This window comes from Paenibacillus vietnamensis, from assembly GCF_020169515.1.
GTDB classification, from domain to species: domain Bacteria; phylum Bacillota; class Bacilli; order Paenibacillales; family Paenibacillaceae; genus Pristimantibacillus; species Pristimantibacillus vietnamensis.
Genome location: NZ_JAHMHW010000006.1, coordinates 1 through 13061, shown reverse-complemented (window position 1 = coordinate 13061; position 13061 = coordinate 1). Strand labels below are relative to the sequence as shown.

16 protein-coding genes are annotated in these 13061 nt (G+C 51.8%); 15 read left to right on the top strand and 1 reads right to left on the bottom strand.

The window, feature by feature from the left end:
* Positions 1–276 precede the first annotated feature (276 nt).
* The 15 genes from KP806_RS13965 to KP806_RS13895 all read left to right on the top strand — a co-directional run bounded on the left by KP806_RS13965 (position 277) and on the right by KP806_RS13895 (position 12488).
* Positions 277–663: a hypothetical protein gene (locus KP806_RS13965; RefSeq protein ID WP_224724317.1), complete on the top strand. Its 387-nt coding sequence runs from the start codon at positions 277–279 to the stop codon at positions 661–663.
* A 103-nt stretch (positions 664–766) separates the two neighbouring features.
* The gene (locus tag KP806_RS13960; protein WP_224724316.1) at positions 767–2335 is read left to right on the top strand and encodes a hypothetical protein; all 1569 of its coding nucleotides are present in this window, start codon (positions 767–769) and stop codon (positions 2333–2335) included.
* Positions 2336–2355: 20 nt separating this feature from the next.
* On the top strand, positions 2356–3222 hold the full coding sequence (locus KP806_RS13955; RefSeq protein ID WP_224724315.1) for an ATP-binding cassette domain-containing protein: 867 nt from the start codon (positions 2356–2358) through the stop codon (positions 3220–3222).
* The gene (locus KP806_RS13950; RefSeq protein ID WP_224724314.1) at positions 3207–3857 is read left to right on the top strand and encodes a hypothetical protein; all 651 of its coding nucleotides are present in this window, start codon (positions 3207–3209) and stop codon (positions 3855–3857) included. Before KP806_RS13955 ends, KP806_RS13950 begins: the two co-directional genes overlap by 16 nt.
* 241 nt (positions 3858–4098) lie before the next feature.
* Positions 4099–5772, top strand: a complete 1674-nt coding sequence (locus KP806_RS13945; RefSeq protein ID WP_224724313.1) for a glutamine--tRNA ligase/YqeY domain fusion protein — start codon at positions 4099–4101, stop codon at positions 5770–5772.
* A gap of 218 nt (positions 5773–5990) precedes the next feature.
* Positions 5991–6596, top strand: a complete 606-nt coding sequence (gene mobA / locus KP806_RS13940; protein WP_224724312.1) for a molybdenum cofactor guanylyltransferase — start codon at positions 5991–5993, stop codon at positions 6594–6596.
* A gap of 472 nt (positions 6597–7068) precedes the next feature.
* Positions 7069–7581 carry a GNAT family N-acetyltransferase gene (locus tag KP806_RS13935; protein WP_224724311.1) on the top strand — a complete coding sequence of 171 codons (513 nt, stop codon included), beginning with the start codon at positions 7069–7071 and terminating at the stop codon, positions 7579–7581.
* Complete coding sequence (locus KP806_RS13930) at positions 7578–8291, top strand: metallophosphoesterase (RefSeq protein ID WP_224724310.1); 714 nt, start codon at positions 7578–7580, stop codon at positions 8289–8291. Before KP806_RS13935 ends, KP806_RS13930 begins: the two co-directional genes overlap by 4 nt.
* A 4-nt stretch (positions 8292–8295) precedes the next feature.
* Positions 8296–8733 carry a VanZ family protein gene (locus KP806_RS13925; protein ID WP_224724309.1) on the top strand — a complete coding sequence of 146 codons (438 nt, stop codon included), beginning with the start codon at positions 8296–8298 and terminating at the stop codon, positions 8731–8733.
* Positions 8734–8760: 27 nt separating this feature from the next.
* Complete coding sequence (gene hisC, locus KP806_RS13920; protein ID WP_224724308.1) at positions 8761–9822, top strand: histidinol-phosphate transaminase; 1062 nt, start codon at positions 8761–8763, stop codon at positions 9820–9822.
* Entirely contained in the window at positions 9823–10254 is a 432-nt protein-coding gene (locus KP806_RS13915; protein WP_224724307.1) for a hypothetical protein, read from the top strand.
* Positions 10255–10403: 149 nt separating this feature from the next.
* Positions 10404–11009, top strand: coding sequence for a TetR/AcrR family transcriptional regulator (locus KP806_RS13910; protein ID WP_224724306.1), 606 nt, complete (start codon positions 10404–10406; stop codon positions 11007–11009).
* A gap of 6 nt (positions 11010–11015) precedes the next feature.
* A complete protein-coding gene (locus KP806_RS13905) occupies positions 11016–11390 on the top strand; it encodes a DMT family transporter (protein WP_224724305.1) in 375 nt (124 codons plus the stop codon).
* 2 nt (positions 11391–11392) lie between these two features.
* Positions 11393–11716, top strand: coding sequence for a DMT family transporter (locus tag KP806_RS13900; RefSeq protein ID WP_224724304.1), 324 nt, complete (start codon positions 11393–11395; stop codon positions 11714–11716).
* Between the two features lie 88 nt (positions 11717–11804).
* The gene (locus KP806_RS13895; protein ID WP_224724303.1) at positions 11805–12488 is read left to right on the top strand and encodes a serine/threonine-protein kinase; all 684 of its coding nucleotides are present in this window, start codon (positions 11805–11807) and stop codon (positions 12486–12488) included.
* Between the two features lie 80 nt (positions 12489–12568).
* On the opposite strand, the gene KP806_RS13890 is transcribed toward KP806_RS13895, so the two are convergent.
* Positions 12569–12778, bottom strand: a complete 210-nt coding sequence (locus KP806_RS13890) for a hypothetical protein (protein WP_224724302.1) — start codon at positions 12776–12778, stop codon at positions 12569–12571.
* Positions 12779–13061: the final 283 nt, after the last annotated feature.

Below are 13061 nucleotides of genomic sequence, written 5' to 3'. Positions count from 1 at the left end.
TGATAGTTAAGTATACTTGCCAGTTCTTTAAAAATGGTTGAAGTGTTTCCTGATCGGTTCGTTTGAATTATCAATATTTTAACCTCCATGTAAATAATAGAAGAGCCTTTTACCTAGTACGAAAGTAACTGTAGATCAGTTTTCTATAGGGAATCCCCAAAAAGGGTTAAGGACCCCATACTAAAATGTCCGGTGAAAAAGATTTTTTATTAGGATAAATTAATTTAGGGCGGCCGCCAATACATTTATGATGATATTAAACTGGAGGTAAGATCTGTGTATTCGAAACTAAAAGCAGGAATTGTATCTTTATCGGCGGTAGTACTGTTTTCATTTGGCTACAGTGCATATGCTGCGAATCAACATACGTATGTCATTAAAGAAGTAAATACGACAAGCGCAACCAGCGGTAACATTAATGGACAGGGGCAGTACGGACGTATTGATGCCGCACTTAATCAGGGACAGAACGGCCGAATTGCGCTTTATAAAGTGATTTCTGTATGGCCTGACTCGCTGGAGTATTCTATTGATTTGTCTGAATCTGTAAAATATAAAGCTCTAGACTACTGGCTTGAAGGCGCCGGAACATTGTTTTATATTAAAGCAACAGGGGACAACGATGATAAAGTAAGCGGAAACCTGTGGAACTATAAGCCTTGATTTAGAACATAGATCCTTTTTTATTGAATATCACATTCTCAAGTAATTGCGGGGAGGGAAGTTACGGCTTCCTCCCTAATTTTTCGTCTCAAGGAGTCATGAAATGAGAAAAGAGTGGAAGCAGTTTTGGATGCAGCCTCAATACTGGGTCATGTTTTTAGCTGCGGAAATGTTATTTATAGCTGTGACATTCCGCCTGCTTGAAAGCTGGCAGGATATTTCCGGCATGATCTTTTTTATTATGGCATTTAATCTTATGTTTTTAATGTACGGCGCGGAGCAGGCAAGATTGGAAGCAAGGAATCACACGGCCGAGCTGTTGTCCTCCTTGCCCTATGGAGCTCGATATTATGGGTTAAAGTTTTTGTATTGGGTTTCGCATTCAGGTTTATGGTATCTCGTATTTCTAGCCAGTTTACTAGTATTACTTAGATTCCATCATCATACGGAATTGTCGAAATCTCTGGTGACGATTATTTTTTTGTATACTTTTAGCAACTGGTTCGTTCCGTTCCTCCTTTCGTTAATAATAGGTTATTCGTTATTTACGCTTTGGCCGTCTATAGTGACTTATGTGGTGCTGGCTGCATTATGGATCGTGTTAAGTCCCTATAATCATTTTGTACAAATCCTCCCGGCAAAGCTATTGCCATGGCTGGCCATTAGCGACACAAACTTTGAATTTACGCGGTATCTCTTTGCAACGGAACATATGATTGTCAATTCCGGGGCCGTATGGCAGCGTATCATGTCCGTTCTGGCAGCCGCTTTAATCTATATTTTGGCCATTCGGGTTATCCGAAAAATAAAAGTGATGAAGGTATTGGCAGTTCTGCTTGTTGTGAGTATCGGGGCAATTCCTTTCCTGTTCCCGAATCAGGAGATATCGGATATTAGCAGAGCAATGGAGCTTGAGGCTGATCCGTATGAGCCGGGCAAATACGTCATAGAGTCGTACAAGATGGATATTCGCCATGCAGGCGAGGATCATGACTTTTCTTATCGTGCGGATGTGTCCTTGAAAACGGAAGCTGATCAATTTTCGATCGCATTATGGAATGTGATTCAAATCGACAGCCTTCGCTGGAATGGGAAACAAGTTGCGTACGAGAGATCGGGAAATTGGGTGAACATCACCCTGCCGCAAGAAGAGTCGGGTGAGGGCATTCTGCATCTGGAAACAAGGTCCAGCGCATATAGCGACATGAATCCTTCCTCATTCGAGCTGCTGCCGACGCTTCCGTGGTATCCGATGCACCCGGATGAAGCGATGAACCCGATGGGATCCGCTGCTAGGGAGCATTATGAAATCAAGCTTAGCTCCGCGGGCTCAGACAGGCTGATTACAAATTTAGATCCATCATTTGCCGGGACTCTAAGCGGGGAAGCGTACGGTCCTATGCTGCTTAATGCAATCTATGAAAAACACGATTCAATTGTCCATCTCATTCATTATTCGGATGAAACCGCGGATCAGTCTCTGCAATCGGTCACGAGCGTCATCAACCGGTTGAATAAGGAATTGAACGCAGATGTAAAAATACCCGAGCAAGTATACGTGGTTTCCTCGGCCTCGGCCTTTTCCGCCAATCCGGAACAAATCTTCATTACGCCAATTAAGGTATCTTTGGAGGATAAAATCCGGAAATATTTATTTAATAACAACAGGTAGAGTAGGAGGAGCAATCGGCTATGCTTGAATTAACCGGCGTTACGAAAAAGTTCGGCAAACGCGAAGTGCTGCACGAGATCAATTTGTCAATCGACAAAGGAATCATTGGGTTACTCGGTCCGAACGGAGCGGGAAAAACGACATTTTTGCGCATATTGGCTACCGTATATGAACCGACTGCCGGAAGCATTCGTTTGAACGGTATATCATGGTCGAAGCAAGCGGAAGAAGCTCGAAAGCGTATCGGCTATTTGCCTCAGCATGTGGGGTTATTTCCGGCACTGACTTCATACGAGTATTTGGATTATATCGCCGTATTAAGAAGTATATCCTCTAAAAAAGACCGCAAGCAGCTAATAGAACAAGTATTAAGGGAAGTGAATTTGGGGGATCGGGCTGCAACGCGAATTCGCCGTCTCTCGGGCGGCATGAAACAAAGGCTTGGTATCGCCCAAGCTATTATTCACAACCCTGATTTGCTGCTTGTCGACGAACCGACGGCAGGCCTGGATCCCGAAGAACGGTTTCGTTTTCGGGGGCTGCTCCGCCGGTTGGCCGAACAGAGAACCGTTATTTTATCCACTCATATTACAGAAGACGTTTCGATGACATGCGATCGGGTATGCATGATCAAACAAGGATTCCTTGAGTATTTCCCCTCGCTTTCCGAGGTGGTCAAGCTGGCGTCAAGCAAGGTCTGGACCATGAAAATACCGAACGAACAGTTCTATCAATTAAAAGAACATAAACATGTTCAAATCGTCCATTCTTCCGAAGCGGATGGGATGATCAGCCTGAGAATGCTGGCGGACGAGAAGCCTTACCCGGAAGCGGTCCCGGCAGAGCCTACTTTGGAAGAGGGGTACATGACGTGGTTAAAGGCTTAACGACATTAGGCGTGTACTTGATGAAAACACAAACGTTATTTCTGGTATTGCCGATTGCGGTTTGTCTGATAAGCGTCGGACTGCGAAGCCATGATACGGCTGCTTCCGTTCAATTTCTTGCGATGTTAGGCCCCTTGACGGTCGTTTTTCCGGCAGCGGCTATTAATGGACCGATGGGATCTTTGCATCAGAAGGAGCTTTTTGTTTCGCTGCCCGTCTCGCCGCTTTCCTTCGGTGTCGTTCAGCCTGTCCTGTCGTTTACGTTCTATGGGGTCCTATTGTCGGCTGCCTATCTTGCTTGTGTGCCAAATTCCTGGACCAATGACTCTTCGCTTTCTGCTGCCGGTGCGTTATTCGTATCGGCTATCGCCTTATTTGCTTTGACCTGTCTGTTGATTAATTTGCTGAAAAATGCGGCGATAGGAATGGTGCTGGCGCTCATTTACATGATTTTCGGCATGTTCACAACCGGAACGGGACAAGGTCCGTTTTACTTGTTCCAGTGGTTCAGACCCCGTCCGTTGACAGGACCTGACGAATATATTGCGGTGCAACTGGCGGGAACTGCCGTCCTTCTTGCGGTCAATTTTGCGGTTATTAAATACCGGACGAAGCTTCAATTTCTTCCGTATTAACGCGCGGATTCCTTCTATACACGCGTTCCAGCCGACATGCAGAATATGCAGCAGAAACCTGACATCGGCCATCGATTGCAGCGCTCTGCTGCATGTTTTGCATTCTATGAGCATGATCTCCTCTTCCCCGCTTGATCACGACCCCGTTCTCCGCCTGCGAATGAATACTAAGTATTATATTTTCAAGGAATTTTGTGTATTATAATAGGATAAATATTTCCGTGGGAAAGGGTGGTCGCAGGTGGAGAACACAGTCGAAAATAAGTCCTCATCCTCGAATTTCATCAAAAACATCGTTGTCGAAGATTTGAAGAGCGGCCATGTGCAGGAGGTTGTCACGCGATTTCCGCCGGAGCCGAACGGCTACTTGCATATCGGCCACGCGAAGTCGATCTGTCTGAATTTCGAGCTGGCCGACGAGTTCAAGGGAAGAACGAACCTGCGGTTTGACGATACGAATCCGCTGAAGGAAGATACGGAGTACGTAGAATCGATCAAGGAGGACGTTCGCTGGCTTGGCTTCGATTGGGACGAGCTCCGGTTCGCGTCGGATTACTTCGAGGAGCTGTATAACCGGGCGGTGCTGCTGATTAAGAAGGGCAAAGCGTACGTGTGCGATTTGACGGCCGAGCAAATGCGCGAATACCGCGGCACCTTGACCGAGCCGGGCAAGGAGAGCCCTTACCGGAACCGCAGCGTGGAGGAGAACCTCGACCTGTTCGCGCGAATGCGCGCGGGCGAGTTTAAGGACGGCGAGCGCGTGCTGCGCGCGAAGATCGACATGGCATCGCCGAACATTACGCTTCGCGACCCGGTGCTGTACCGGATTTCGCATGCGCATCATCACCGGACAGGCGACGCTTGGTGCATCTATCCGATGTATGACTACGCGCATCCGCTAAGCGATGCGATCGAAGGTATCACGCATTCGATCTGTACGCTGGAATTTGAGGATCATCGTCCTCTGTACGACTGGACGGTCGCAGAATGCGAGATGGAAGCGACTCCGCGTCAATACGAATTCGCGCGCCTCAACGTGACGAATACGGTCATGAGCAAGCGCAAGCTGAAGCAGCTGGTGGACGAAGGCGTTGTCGACGGCTGGGACGATCCGCGCATGCCGACGATCAGCGGCCTTCGCCGCAAGGGCTATACGCCGGAAGCGATGCGCGCGTTCTGCCGCGAAATCGGTGTGGCGAAGAGCAACAGCCTCGTTGATGAGCGGAATTTGGAGCATTTTATTCGTGAGGATTTGAAGCTGAAGGCGCTCCGCACGATGGCGGTGCTCCGTCCGCTCAAGGTCGTGATCACGAATTATCCGGAAGGGCAAACGGAGCTGCTTGATGCCGAGAACAATGCGGAGAACGAAGAAATGGGCACCCGCCAAATTCCGTTTTCGCGCGAAATTTATATCGAGCAGGACGATTTTATGGAAAATCCCCCCAATAAGTACTTCCGGCTTTTCCCGGGAAATGAAGTTCGCCTCAAGCATGCTTACTTTATTACCTGTCAAGAAGTCATCAAGGATGCGGACGGCAATGTAATTGAGTTGCACTGCACCTATGATCCGAAGACGAAGAGCGGCTCCGGCTTTAACGAGCGCAAGGTGAAGGGCACGATCCATTGGGTGGAAGCGTCGCAAGCTGTGGCTGCGGACTTCCGTTTGTTCGAGCCTTTGATTACGAGCGAAGCAGAAGAGGAAGGCAAACCGTTCCTCGAGTGCATCAACCCGAAATCGCGCGAGGTGCTGAGCGGCTTCGTCGAGCCTAACATGAAGGATGCGGCGGGCGGGGACAAATTCCAGTTTTTCCGTCATGGCTACTTCAATGTCGATCCGAAGGATTCGACGGCCGGCAAGCTTGCGTTCAACCGCATCGTATCGCTGAAAAGCTCGTTTGATCCGTCGAAAGCTTAAACGACGAACACAAGCGTAAACGGCTGGCGCTACGCACGAACCGTTAGCTGCATCTTTTGCGCAGCTCGGTTCTGTGCCTGCTTATGGTAATAGCTCGCCATCGCGATGAAATATAAGTCATGTATAAGTTCAAATTTATACATTCTTATATTTTGAAGAAAGCCTGCCGCGCCATTCGGACGCGGCAGGCTTTTCTGCGAATAATAGGGGGAATGACGATGGAGACGATTGTACAGGGGCTCGTTCTGGCGGGCGGGAAAAGCTCGCGCATGGGTACCGACAAAGCGTTGTTGACGATCGAAGGAAAGCCGTTAGTTTACCGGCTCGCAGGCCAGCTGCTGGAGCGGCTGCCGGCGGTGGCAGTGTCAGTAGGCCCGCCGGAGCGTGAGTCCGTATACCGCAAAGCGATGGGCGAGCTGGCCGGGCGGGCGGCCTTTGTCGCGGACGGGTATCCGGACTGCGGACCGCTCGCGGGGCTGCATGCGGGCCTTGCCGCGGCGCCGCCCGGCTACGTCTTCGTCATCGCCTGCGATATGCCGGCCATGTCGCCGGCTCTGTTCGATCAGCTGGCCGCCCATATCGGCAGCGGAGCGGATGTCATTCACTGCGAGGGACAGCCGTTCCATGCTCTCTACCATACCCGAGTTGCGGAAGCGGTCCGCGGTGCGCTCGAGTCGCAGGACTACCGTGTCATGGGACTGCTAGGCAGGCTCAGCACCGTAACGGTCGAGCCGAGGGATGAAGCCGGGCGCACGACCGCCTTCACGAATCTGAATACGCCGGATGATTACCGGGCTTTTTCGAAACAAAAGGAAGAGCCGTAAGGGCTGCAGGCCGCTTCGCTCACGAAGCCGGATGAACGACAGTCCGGGCGGAGTCTGCAGCAGAAGCTAATCACGGTTAAAAGTGGCTTTTTAGGTGAACCGCCCCGCCGTGCGACCCCAACTGCGATGCTGCAGCCCTGGACTGTGAGAATAACCGGTTGCATGCCGAGAAGGTGTTAGATGTATATATTTATTACAGATACGGTTTTTCCGGTGAAATAACTTCGTTTCATGTATCTAATTCGACCAATTGTGCCCAGTATTCGCCGATACGCAGCGAAATAGATACATGTAATATAGTAATTTAATGCCAATCGGACAAGTTAGCCAATTTATATACATGAAATCCAGTTAACGCCCGCCCGCAAAAGCCCATGCCGTGTTTCGTTCCGTCTGAACTTTTGATATGATTGCAATATTAGCTTGAAAGAGAGCAAGAGCAAGTGCTGCAGGAAAGGATGTGCTGGCAGGCATGGACAGCGGAAGAAACTACTTGATTACGGATGCCGTGCCGGACGACTTGGCTCGCATTGTCGAGATCTACAATTCTACCGTCGCAAGCAGGATGGTGACGGCCGATCTGGAGCCTGCTTCGACGGAGAGCAAGCAAGCCTGGTTCGACGATCACTCTGCGGATTTCCGGCCGCTTTGGGTGCTGCGGACGGAAGCGGGAGGCGACATTGCCGCCTGGTTCAGCTTTCAATCGTTTTACGGAAGGCCGGCCTATAATGCGACCGCGGAAATCAGCATTTATATCGCCGAGGAATACCGCGGGCAAGGGATCGGCTCGGTCCTGCTGCAGAGGGCGATCGAGAAAGCGCCGCGTCTCGGGCTCCATACGCTGCTTGGCTTCGTGTTCGGCCATAACGAGCCTAGCCTGGCGCTGCTGCGCAAGTTCGGTTTCGGGCAGTGGGGGCATCTGCCGAAAGTCGCGGTGCTGGACGGTGTAGAGAGAGATTTGATCATCTTGGGGAGGCGTATATGAAGCGAACCTTAGTCATAAGCGATATTCACGGCTGTTATACGCCATTTAACGATTTGCTGGAGCTGATGGACTACAAGCCCGGCGAGGACAAGCTGCTGCTGCTGGGCGATTTCGTCGATCGCGGACCGAGAAGCATGGAAGTGGTGGAGCAGGTCATCGGCCTGGTGGAGCGGGACGGCGCTATCGCGATTCAGGGCAATCACGACGAGCGGCTGGTCGACGTGGTGCTGGAGCGAAGCGAGCAATCGCTGATGAAGTTTACCGGCCACGGCGGGCGCCAGACGGCGGAAAGCTATACGGGCATCAAGCAAGGGACGGTCGAGCATCTGGTCGAACGGGTCAAAGAAATCATTCCGGAGCGGTATCCGCACCATATAACGTTTTTGGACAGGCTGCCTTATTATCACGAGGATGAGCATTTCATCTATGTGCACGCCGGCATCAACCCGAATTATTTGAACTGGCGGGAGCAGCCGAGCCGCGATTTTCTTTATATTAAAGGCCCGTTTCTCGGCAGGCCGACATCGGTGAACAAGACCGTCGTCTTCGGCCATACGAAGACGGTCGACATCCACGGCAAACCCGACATCTGGTTCGGCGACGGGAAAATCGGCATCGACGGCGGCTGCGCGTCCGGCCTTCAGCTTAACGGGCTGGAAATTACGGGTCCTGACCGCTTTAAAACGTACTCCGTTCCTTGGAGAGTATAGCTGCATGTTCAAGAGGGCCTATTTCAAAAGCCTGCCGTTCAATTTGCTTTTAGCGCTCATGGCGCTGGGCTATACGCTGGTTATGAGCTGGCTGCTGTTTTACCGCGACCGTTATTTCGGCACGGGCTACGCTTATAACCTCGTTCCTTTCGACACGATCAAACGTTATATCGTGCATTATGACCATTTTAACTTCGATATCTGGTTCAACAATTTATTCGGCAATATCGTATTATTTATCCCGATCGGCCTGTTTCTGCCGCTGCTCGACAAAAAATACGCCAGGCTGCTCCCGCTTGCAGGAGCGACGGTTCTGATCATTGCGGCGGCGGAGCTTGTCCAAATGCTGACGAAGGTCGGCAGCTTCGACATCGACGACATTATACTTAATACATTAGGCGCCATGCTCGGCTTGGCGATTCTCAGGTTTCTGCTCAAATAATTGCCGTTCAGGAGAGGAAGATGATCCTTGAGTAAATTTTGGAGTCCGCTTACGGCTTCACTGGTGCCGTATGTGCCCGGCGAGCAGCCGAAGGACAAAACGTACATTAAGCTGAATACGAACGAAAATCCGTATCCGCCTTCCCCGAAGGTGATCGAAGCGATTCAGGCCGCGGCGAACGCCGATTTGCGCCTGTATCCCGATCCGACCTGCGAAGCGCTCGTTCGGGCCGCGGCCGATTATTACGGCCTTCCGTCAGGACAAGTATTCGTAGGCAACGGCTCGGACGAAATACTCGCTTTCGCGTTTGCGGCGTTTTTCGATCCGGCAAAAAAGCTGCTGTTCCCTGACATTACCTACAGCTTCTATAAGGTGTATGCGAAGCTGTACGGCCTGCAGACAGAGCTGATTCCGCTGGATGAGAAGTTCCGCGTACAGGCGGACGCGTACCGGCCGGATAACGGCGGCGTCATTATTCCGAATCCGAATGCGCCGACGGCACAGCTGCTTCCGCTTGCCGACATTCGACAGCTGCTGGAGAACAATCCGGATCAGGCGGTCGTGATCGATGAAGCGTATATCGATTTCGGGGGAGAATCGGCGATCTCACTGATCCGGGAGTATCCGAATCTGCTGGTCGTGCAGACCCTTTCGAAATCCCGCTCTCTTGCAGGCCTGCGCGTAGGCTTTGCCTTCGGCAGCGAGGAGCTGATCGAAGGACTGAACCGCATCAAAAACTCGTTTAACTCGTACACGCTGGACCGCCTCGCGCTTGCCGGCGCCATCGCGTCGTTCGAGGACGACGCCTACTTCCGGGACACGACGGCCAAGGTGATCGCGACCCGCGAACGCGTGACGAAGCAGGTGCAGGAGCTTGGCTTCCGGGCGACGGATTCGAAAGCCAACTTTGTGTTTATTACGCATCCTGAGCTTCCGGCCAAAAGCATCTTCCAGCAGCTTCGCGACAAAGGGGTGCTCGTCCGTTACTTCGACCAGCCGCGGATCGACGAATATTTGCGCGTCAGCATCGGCACCGACGAGGAAATGGAGGCATTCACCGCGGCGCTGCGCGAAATCGCAGGGGCTTAAATGGCGGAGCATACGAAGGAGCAGCAGCAAATCCGCCGCTCCATGCGCTGGGTAGTGACGCTCAGCCTGCTCTATGCGGCGGCGGGCAACGCCTTCCTGTATTCGGCTTACTTCTATAACGGCATCGTTGAACGGAGCAGCCTGATCGGCGGCCTGATGATCATTGCTTTTGCGGCTCCGGTCGTCGCGCTGTTCCGCAACCGGCATTGGTATTTTCCGGCGTTTATTTTCCTGTTCTGGATCCCGTTCAGCGTTCTGCTGGCATTCGCTCTTTACCGGCTGCTGCCGCTTAGGGAAGACGACTATTTTGGAATGCTGCTGGTCTACTGCCTCGTCATTCATATCACGGTCGTGCTGCTGGGCATCGCCCTCGGCATGCTCGTCAATGCATGTCTGGCCGTTTGGAGCCGGGTAAAAGCTAAAATCGAATAACCGTTCAGGGACCGTTCTCATCGGCAGATGCCACTGGGAACGGTCCTTTTGTATTGACTTTTCAGCGTATTCGTCCTAAAATAGCTGTAAATTAACTAACTAACGTTCGTTAGGCAATAGTTCCGCGGACGGTAACGGAGGTCCCAGACATGAGCGCAGAGCCTACGACGGCAGAGCGGATTCGGCAGGCAGCGGTAACGATGTTCGCCGAATCGGGCTACGAAGGTGTATCGCTATCCGAGATTGCCAAGGCGGTGGGCATTAAGACGCCCTCGATCTATGCTCACTATAAATCGAAGGAGCAGCTGTTTCTGCAGCTGATCGAAGAAGTGATCGCCGAGGAGAGGGGGCAGTATTTTGCCCTGCTGGATGCGATCCGGAAGGAGCCGGTTAAGAACCAGGTTTGCCGGTTGTTTGATTTTTTCACGGATCTCAGCCATTTGACGACGGGGCAGGCATTTCTGAAGCGGACGATTCTGATGCCGCCGCGCCATTTGCGCGATCAGCTGCGGCAGGATTTTTTGCGGTATGAGCTTGAGCTTACGGATGGCCTTCGAAAGGTATGGGAGCAGGGTGCCGCGGAAGGGCTGTTCTCCCCTCAGGAGGAAGAGCGGATGCTGTCCGCTTTTTACGCATTTGTAGATGGTTTGCTCGTCGAAAATCAACTTTATGAGGAAAGGCTGTTTCATCACAGAAAACAATTGGTCTGGGCGTCGTTATGGCAGCTTTGGACATTGGCAGCGGGAGAGGAATGAGAAGAGATGCAGTGGATTTTTTTGCTGTTAGCCGGATTTTTGGAGGTAGGCTGGACGTTTGGCCTTAAATATTCGGAGGGCTTCACGCAGCTGGTGCCGAGCATCGTCACGGTCGTTCTGCTGGCGGCCAGCTTCATGCTGTTCGCCCGCGCGATGCGTACGATCGAAATCGGCGTCGCTTATGCGATGTTTACGGGGATCGGGACGGTCGGCACCGTAATTGCCGGGATATTGATTTTGGACGAACCGGCGGATTTCTGGCGGCTGTTCTTCATTACATTATTGGTAGGCGGCATCGTCGGCTTGAAGCTGGTATCCAAGGAGAAGCCGGCCGATGAAGCGGAGCAGGACGCGAAAGCCGCAGAAAAGGCAGGTGCATAAGCATGGCTTGGTTATTCCTGATCATCTCGGGACTGGGCGAGGTCGGCGGCGTCACGTTTATGAAGCTGTCCGACGGCTTTAAACGCTGGAAGGGGACGGTTGGCGCGATTGCGTCGGGCTTCGTCAGCTTTTATTTTTTATCCAAGTCTCTGCAGGACATTCCGATCAGCACGGCATACGGCATATGGACCGGCATCGGCTCCATCGGCAGCGTCATACTCGGCATGGTGTTGTTCGGGGAGTCGCGGGACTGGCGGAAAATGCTGTTTTTATCGATGATCATTGCGGGAGTTATCGGACTTAAGGTCGTCAGCGGCGGACACTGACGGCGAAGGGTCTTTCTTTTTGGTCCGGCTGGTCTTAAAATGTAAGATAATAGACTAGTCGACAGGAAGAGGGGAGCGCAAAGCGCGCATGGACGAGAAACAGCTATCCAAGCTTATATCGCTTACGGAGCAATCGCTGCTGGACGATCTTTCGATCGAAAGCATTAACCATGGCGACCCGGTCCGTGTCGAGGCGACGCCGGAAGGGTGGAGGCTGCTTGGAGCGGGCAATTACGCTGGCGTATTCGTCCACGGCGACTATCCGGACGTTGCGGTGAAGGTGTATGCCGAAGGCCGCGAGGGCTGGGAAAACGAATGCGAGGTTTACCGGCGAATTGGCCATCATTCCGCTTATTCGGCCTGCTACTCTGCAGGAATGTATAACGGTCATTCTTATTTGATCTTAAAACGCCTCAAAGGCAAGACGCTGTATCAATGCGTGCTTGACGGAGATGTGATCCCGAAGCAGGTGATCGACGACATCGACGAGGCCCTTGATTATGCCCGTTCTCAAGGCTTGAATCCGCATGACGTGCACGGCAAAAACGTAATGGTCAAAGACGGACGCGGCCTTGTCGTGGATATATCGGATTTTTTGAAAGGCGATTCATGTACGATGTGGGACGATTTAAAGAAGGCGTATAACCGGATCTATATGCCGTTCATGTCGAAGAAGCCGGTGCCGGTGCCCGAGTGGGTCATGAACGGCGTCCGCAAGGGTTACCGGTGGATGCGGCATTCCTCGGTGCTCGGCAGATCGTCTTCATCGTAGATGAGCAAGAAAGCAGCGGCTCCCGCAAGGGACCGCTGCTTTTTTTGCGCGTTGCTTGGGCAATCCGCAGGTTGACGTGCTTAGTACTCCTCGTCAAATGCCTCCAGCAAAGTCTTCGCCTGGTCGGCGTCCTTCTTCAGCACATGAATCCGTTTCAAGGAATTGCCCTCAATGGTAATTTTGGTTTTCAAGCCGCTAGCTTTAAAGTGCGCCTGTAGTTGGTCGATCAGCTCAGCCCTTGAGCCGCCCTCGGTGCGAACGGCAACCCAACGATTCCAAAATAGCGCCATTTTCACTCACCTCCTTAAACAACAGGATTCGAGAAGTACGCTATATATGTATTCAGCAGACGGGCATTCTGATGACAACTGAATCGCCGCTTGTGCAAGAAAAGGCGGTTGTCCCGCTTGACAACGGTTGCATTTCGACTTGTAAGCGTATCAAGGACTTTGCTCTGCTGTACAAACTGCATCAGAAACTTGACATGAAGTACATCTTGACGCGCCGGCATGCACTTTCTCCACAGCCCCCTAATTAAACTGGAGTCTTCCCCTACAATAAATTAGACTATTT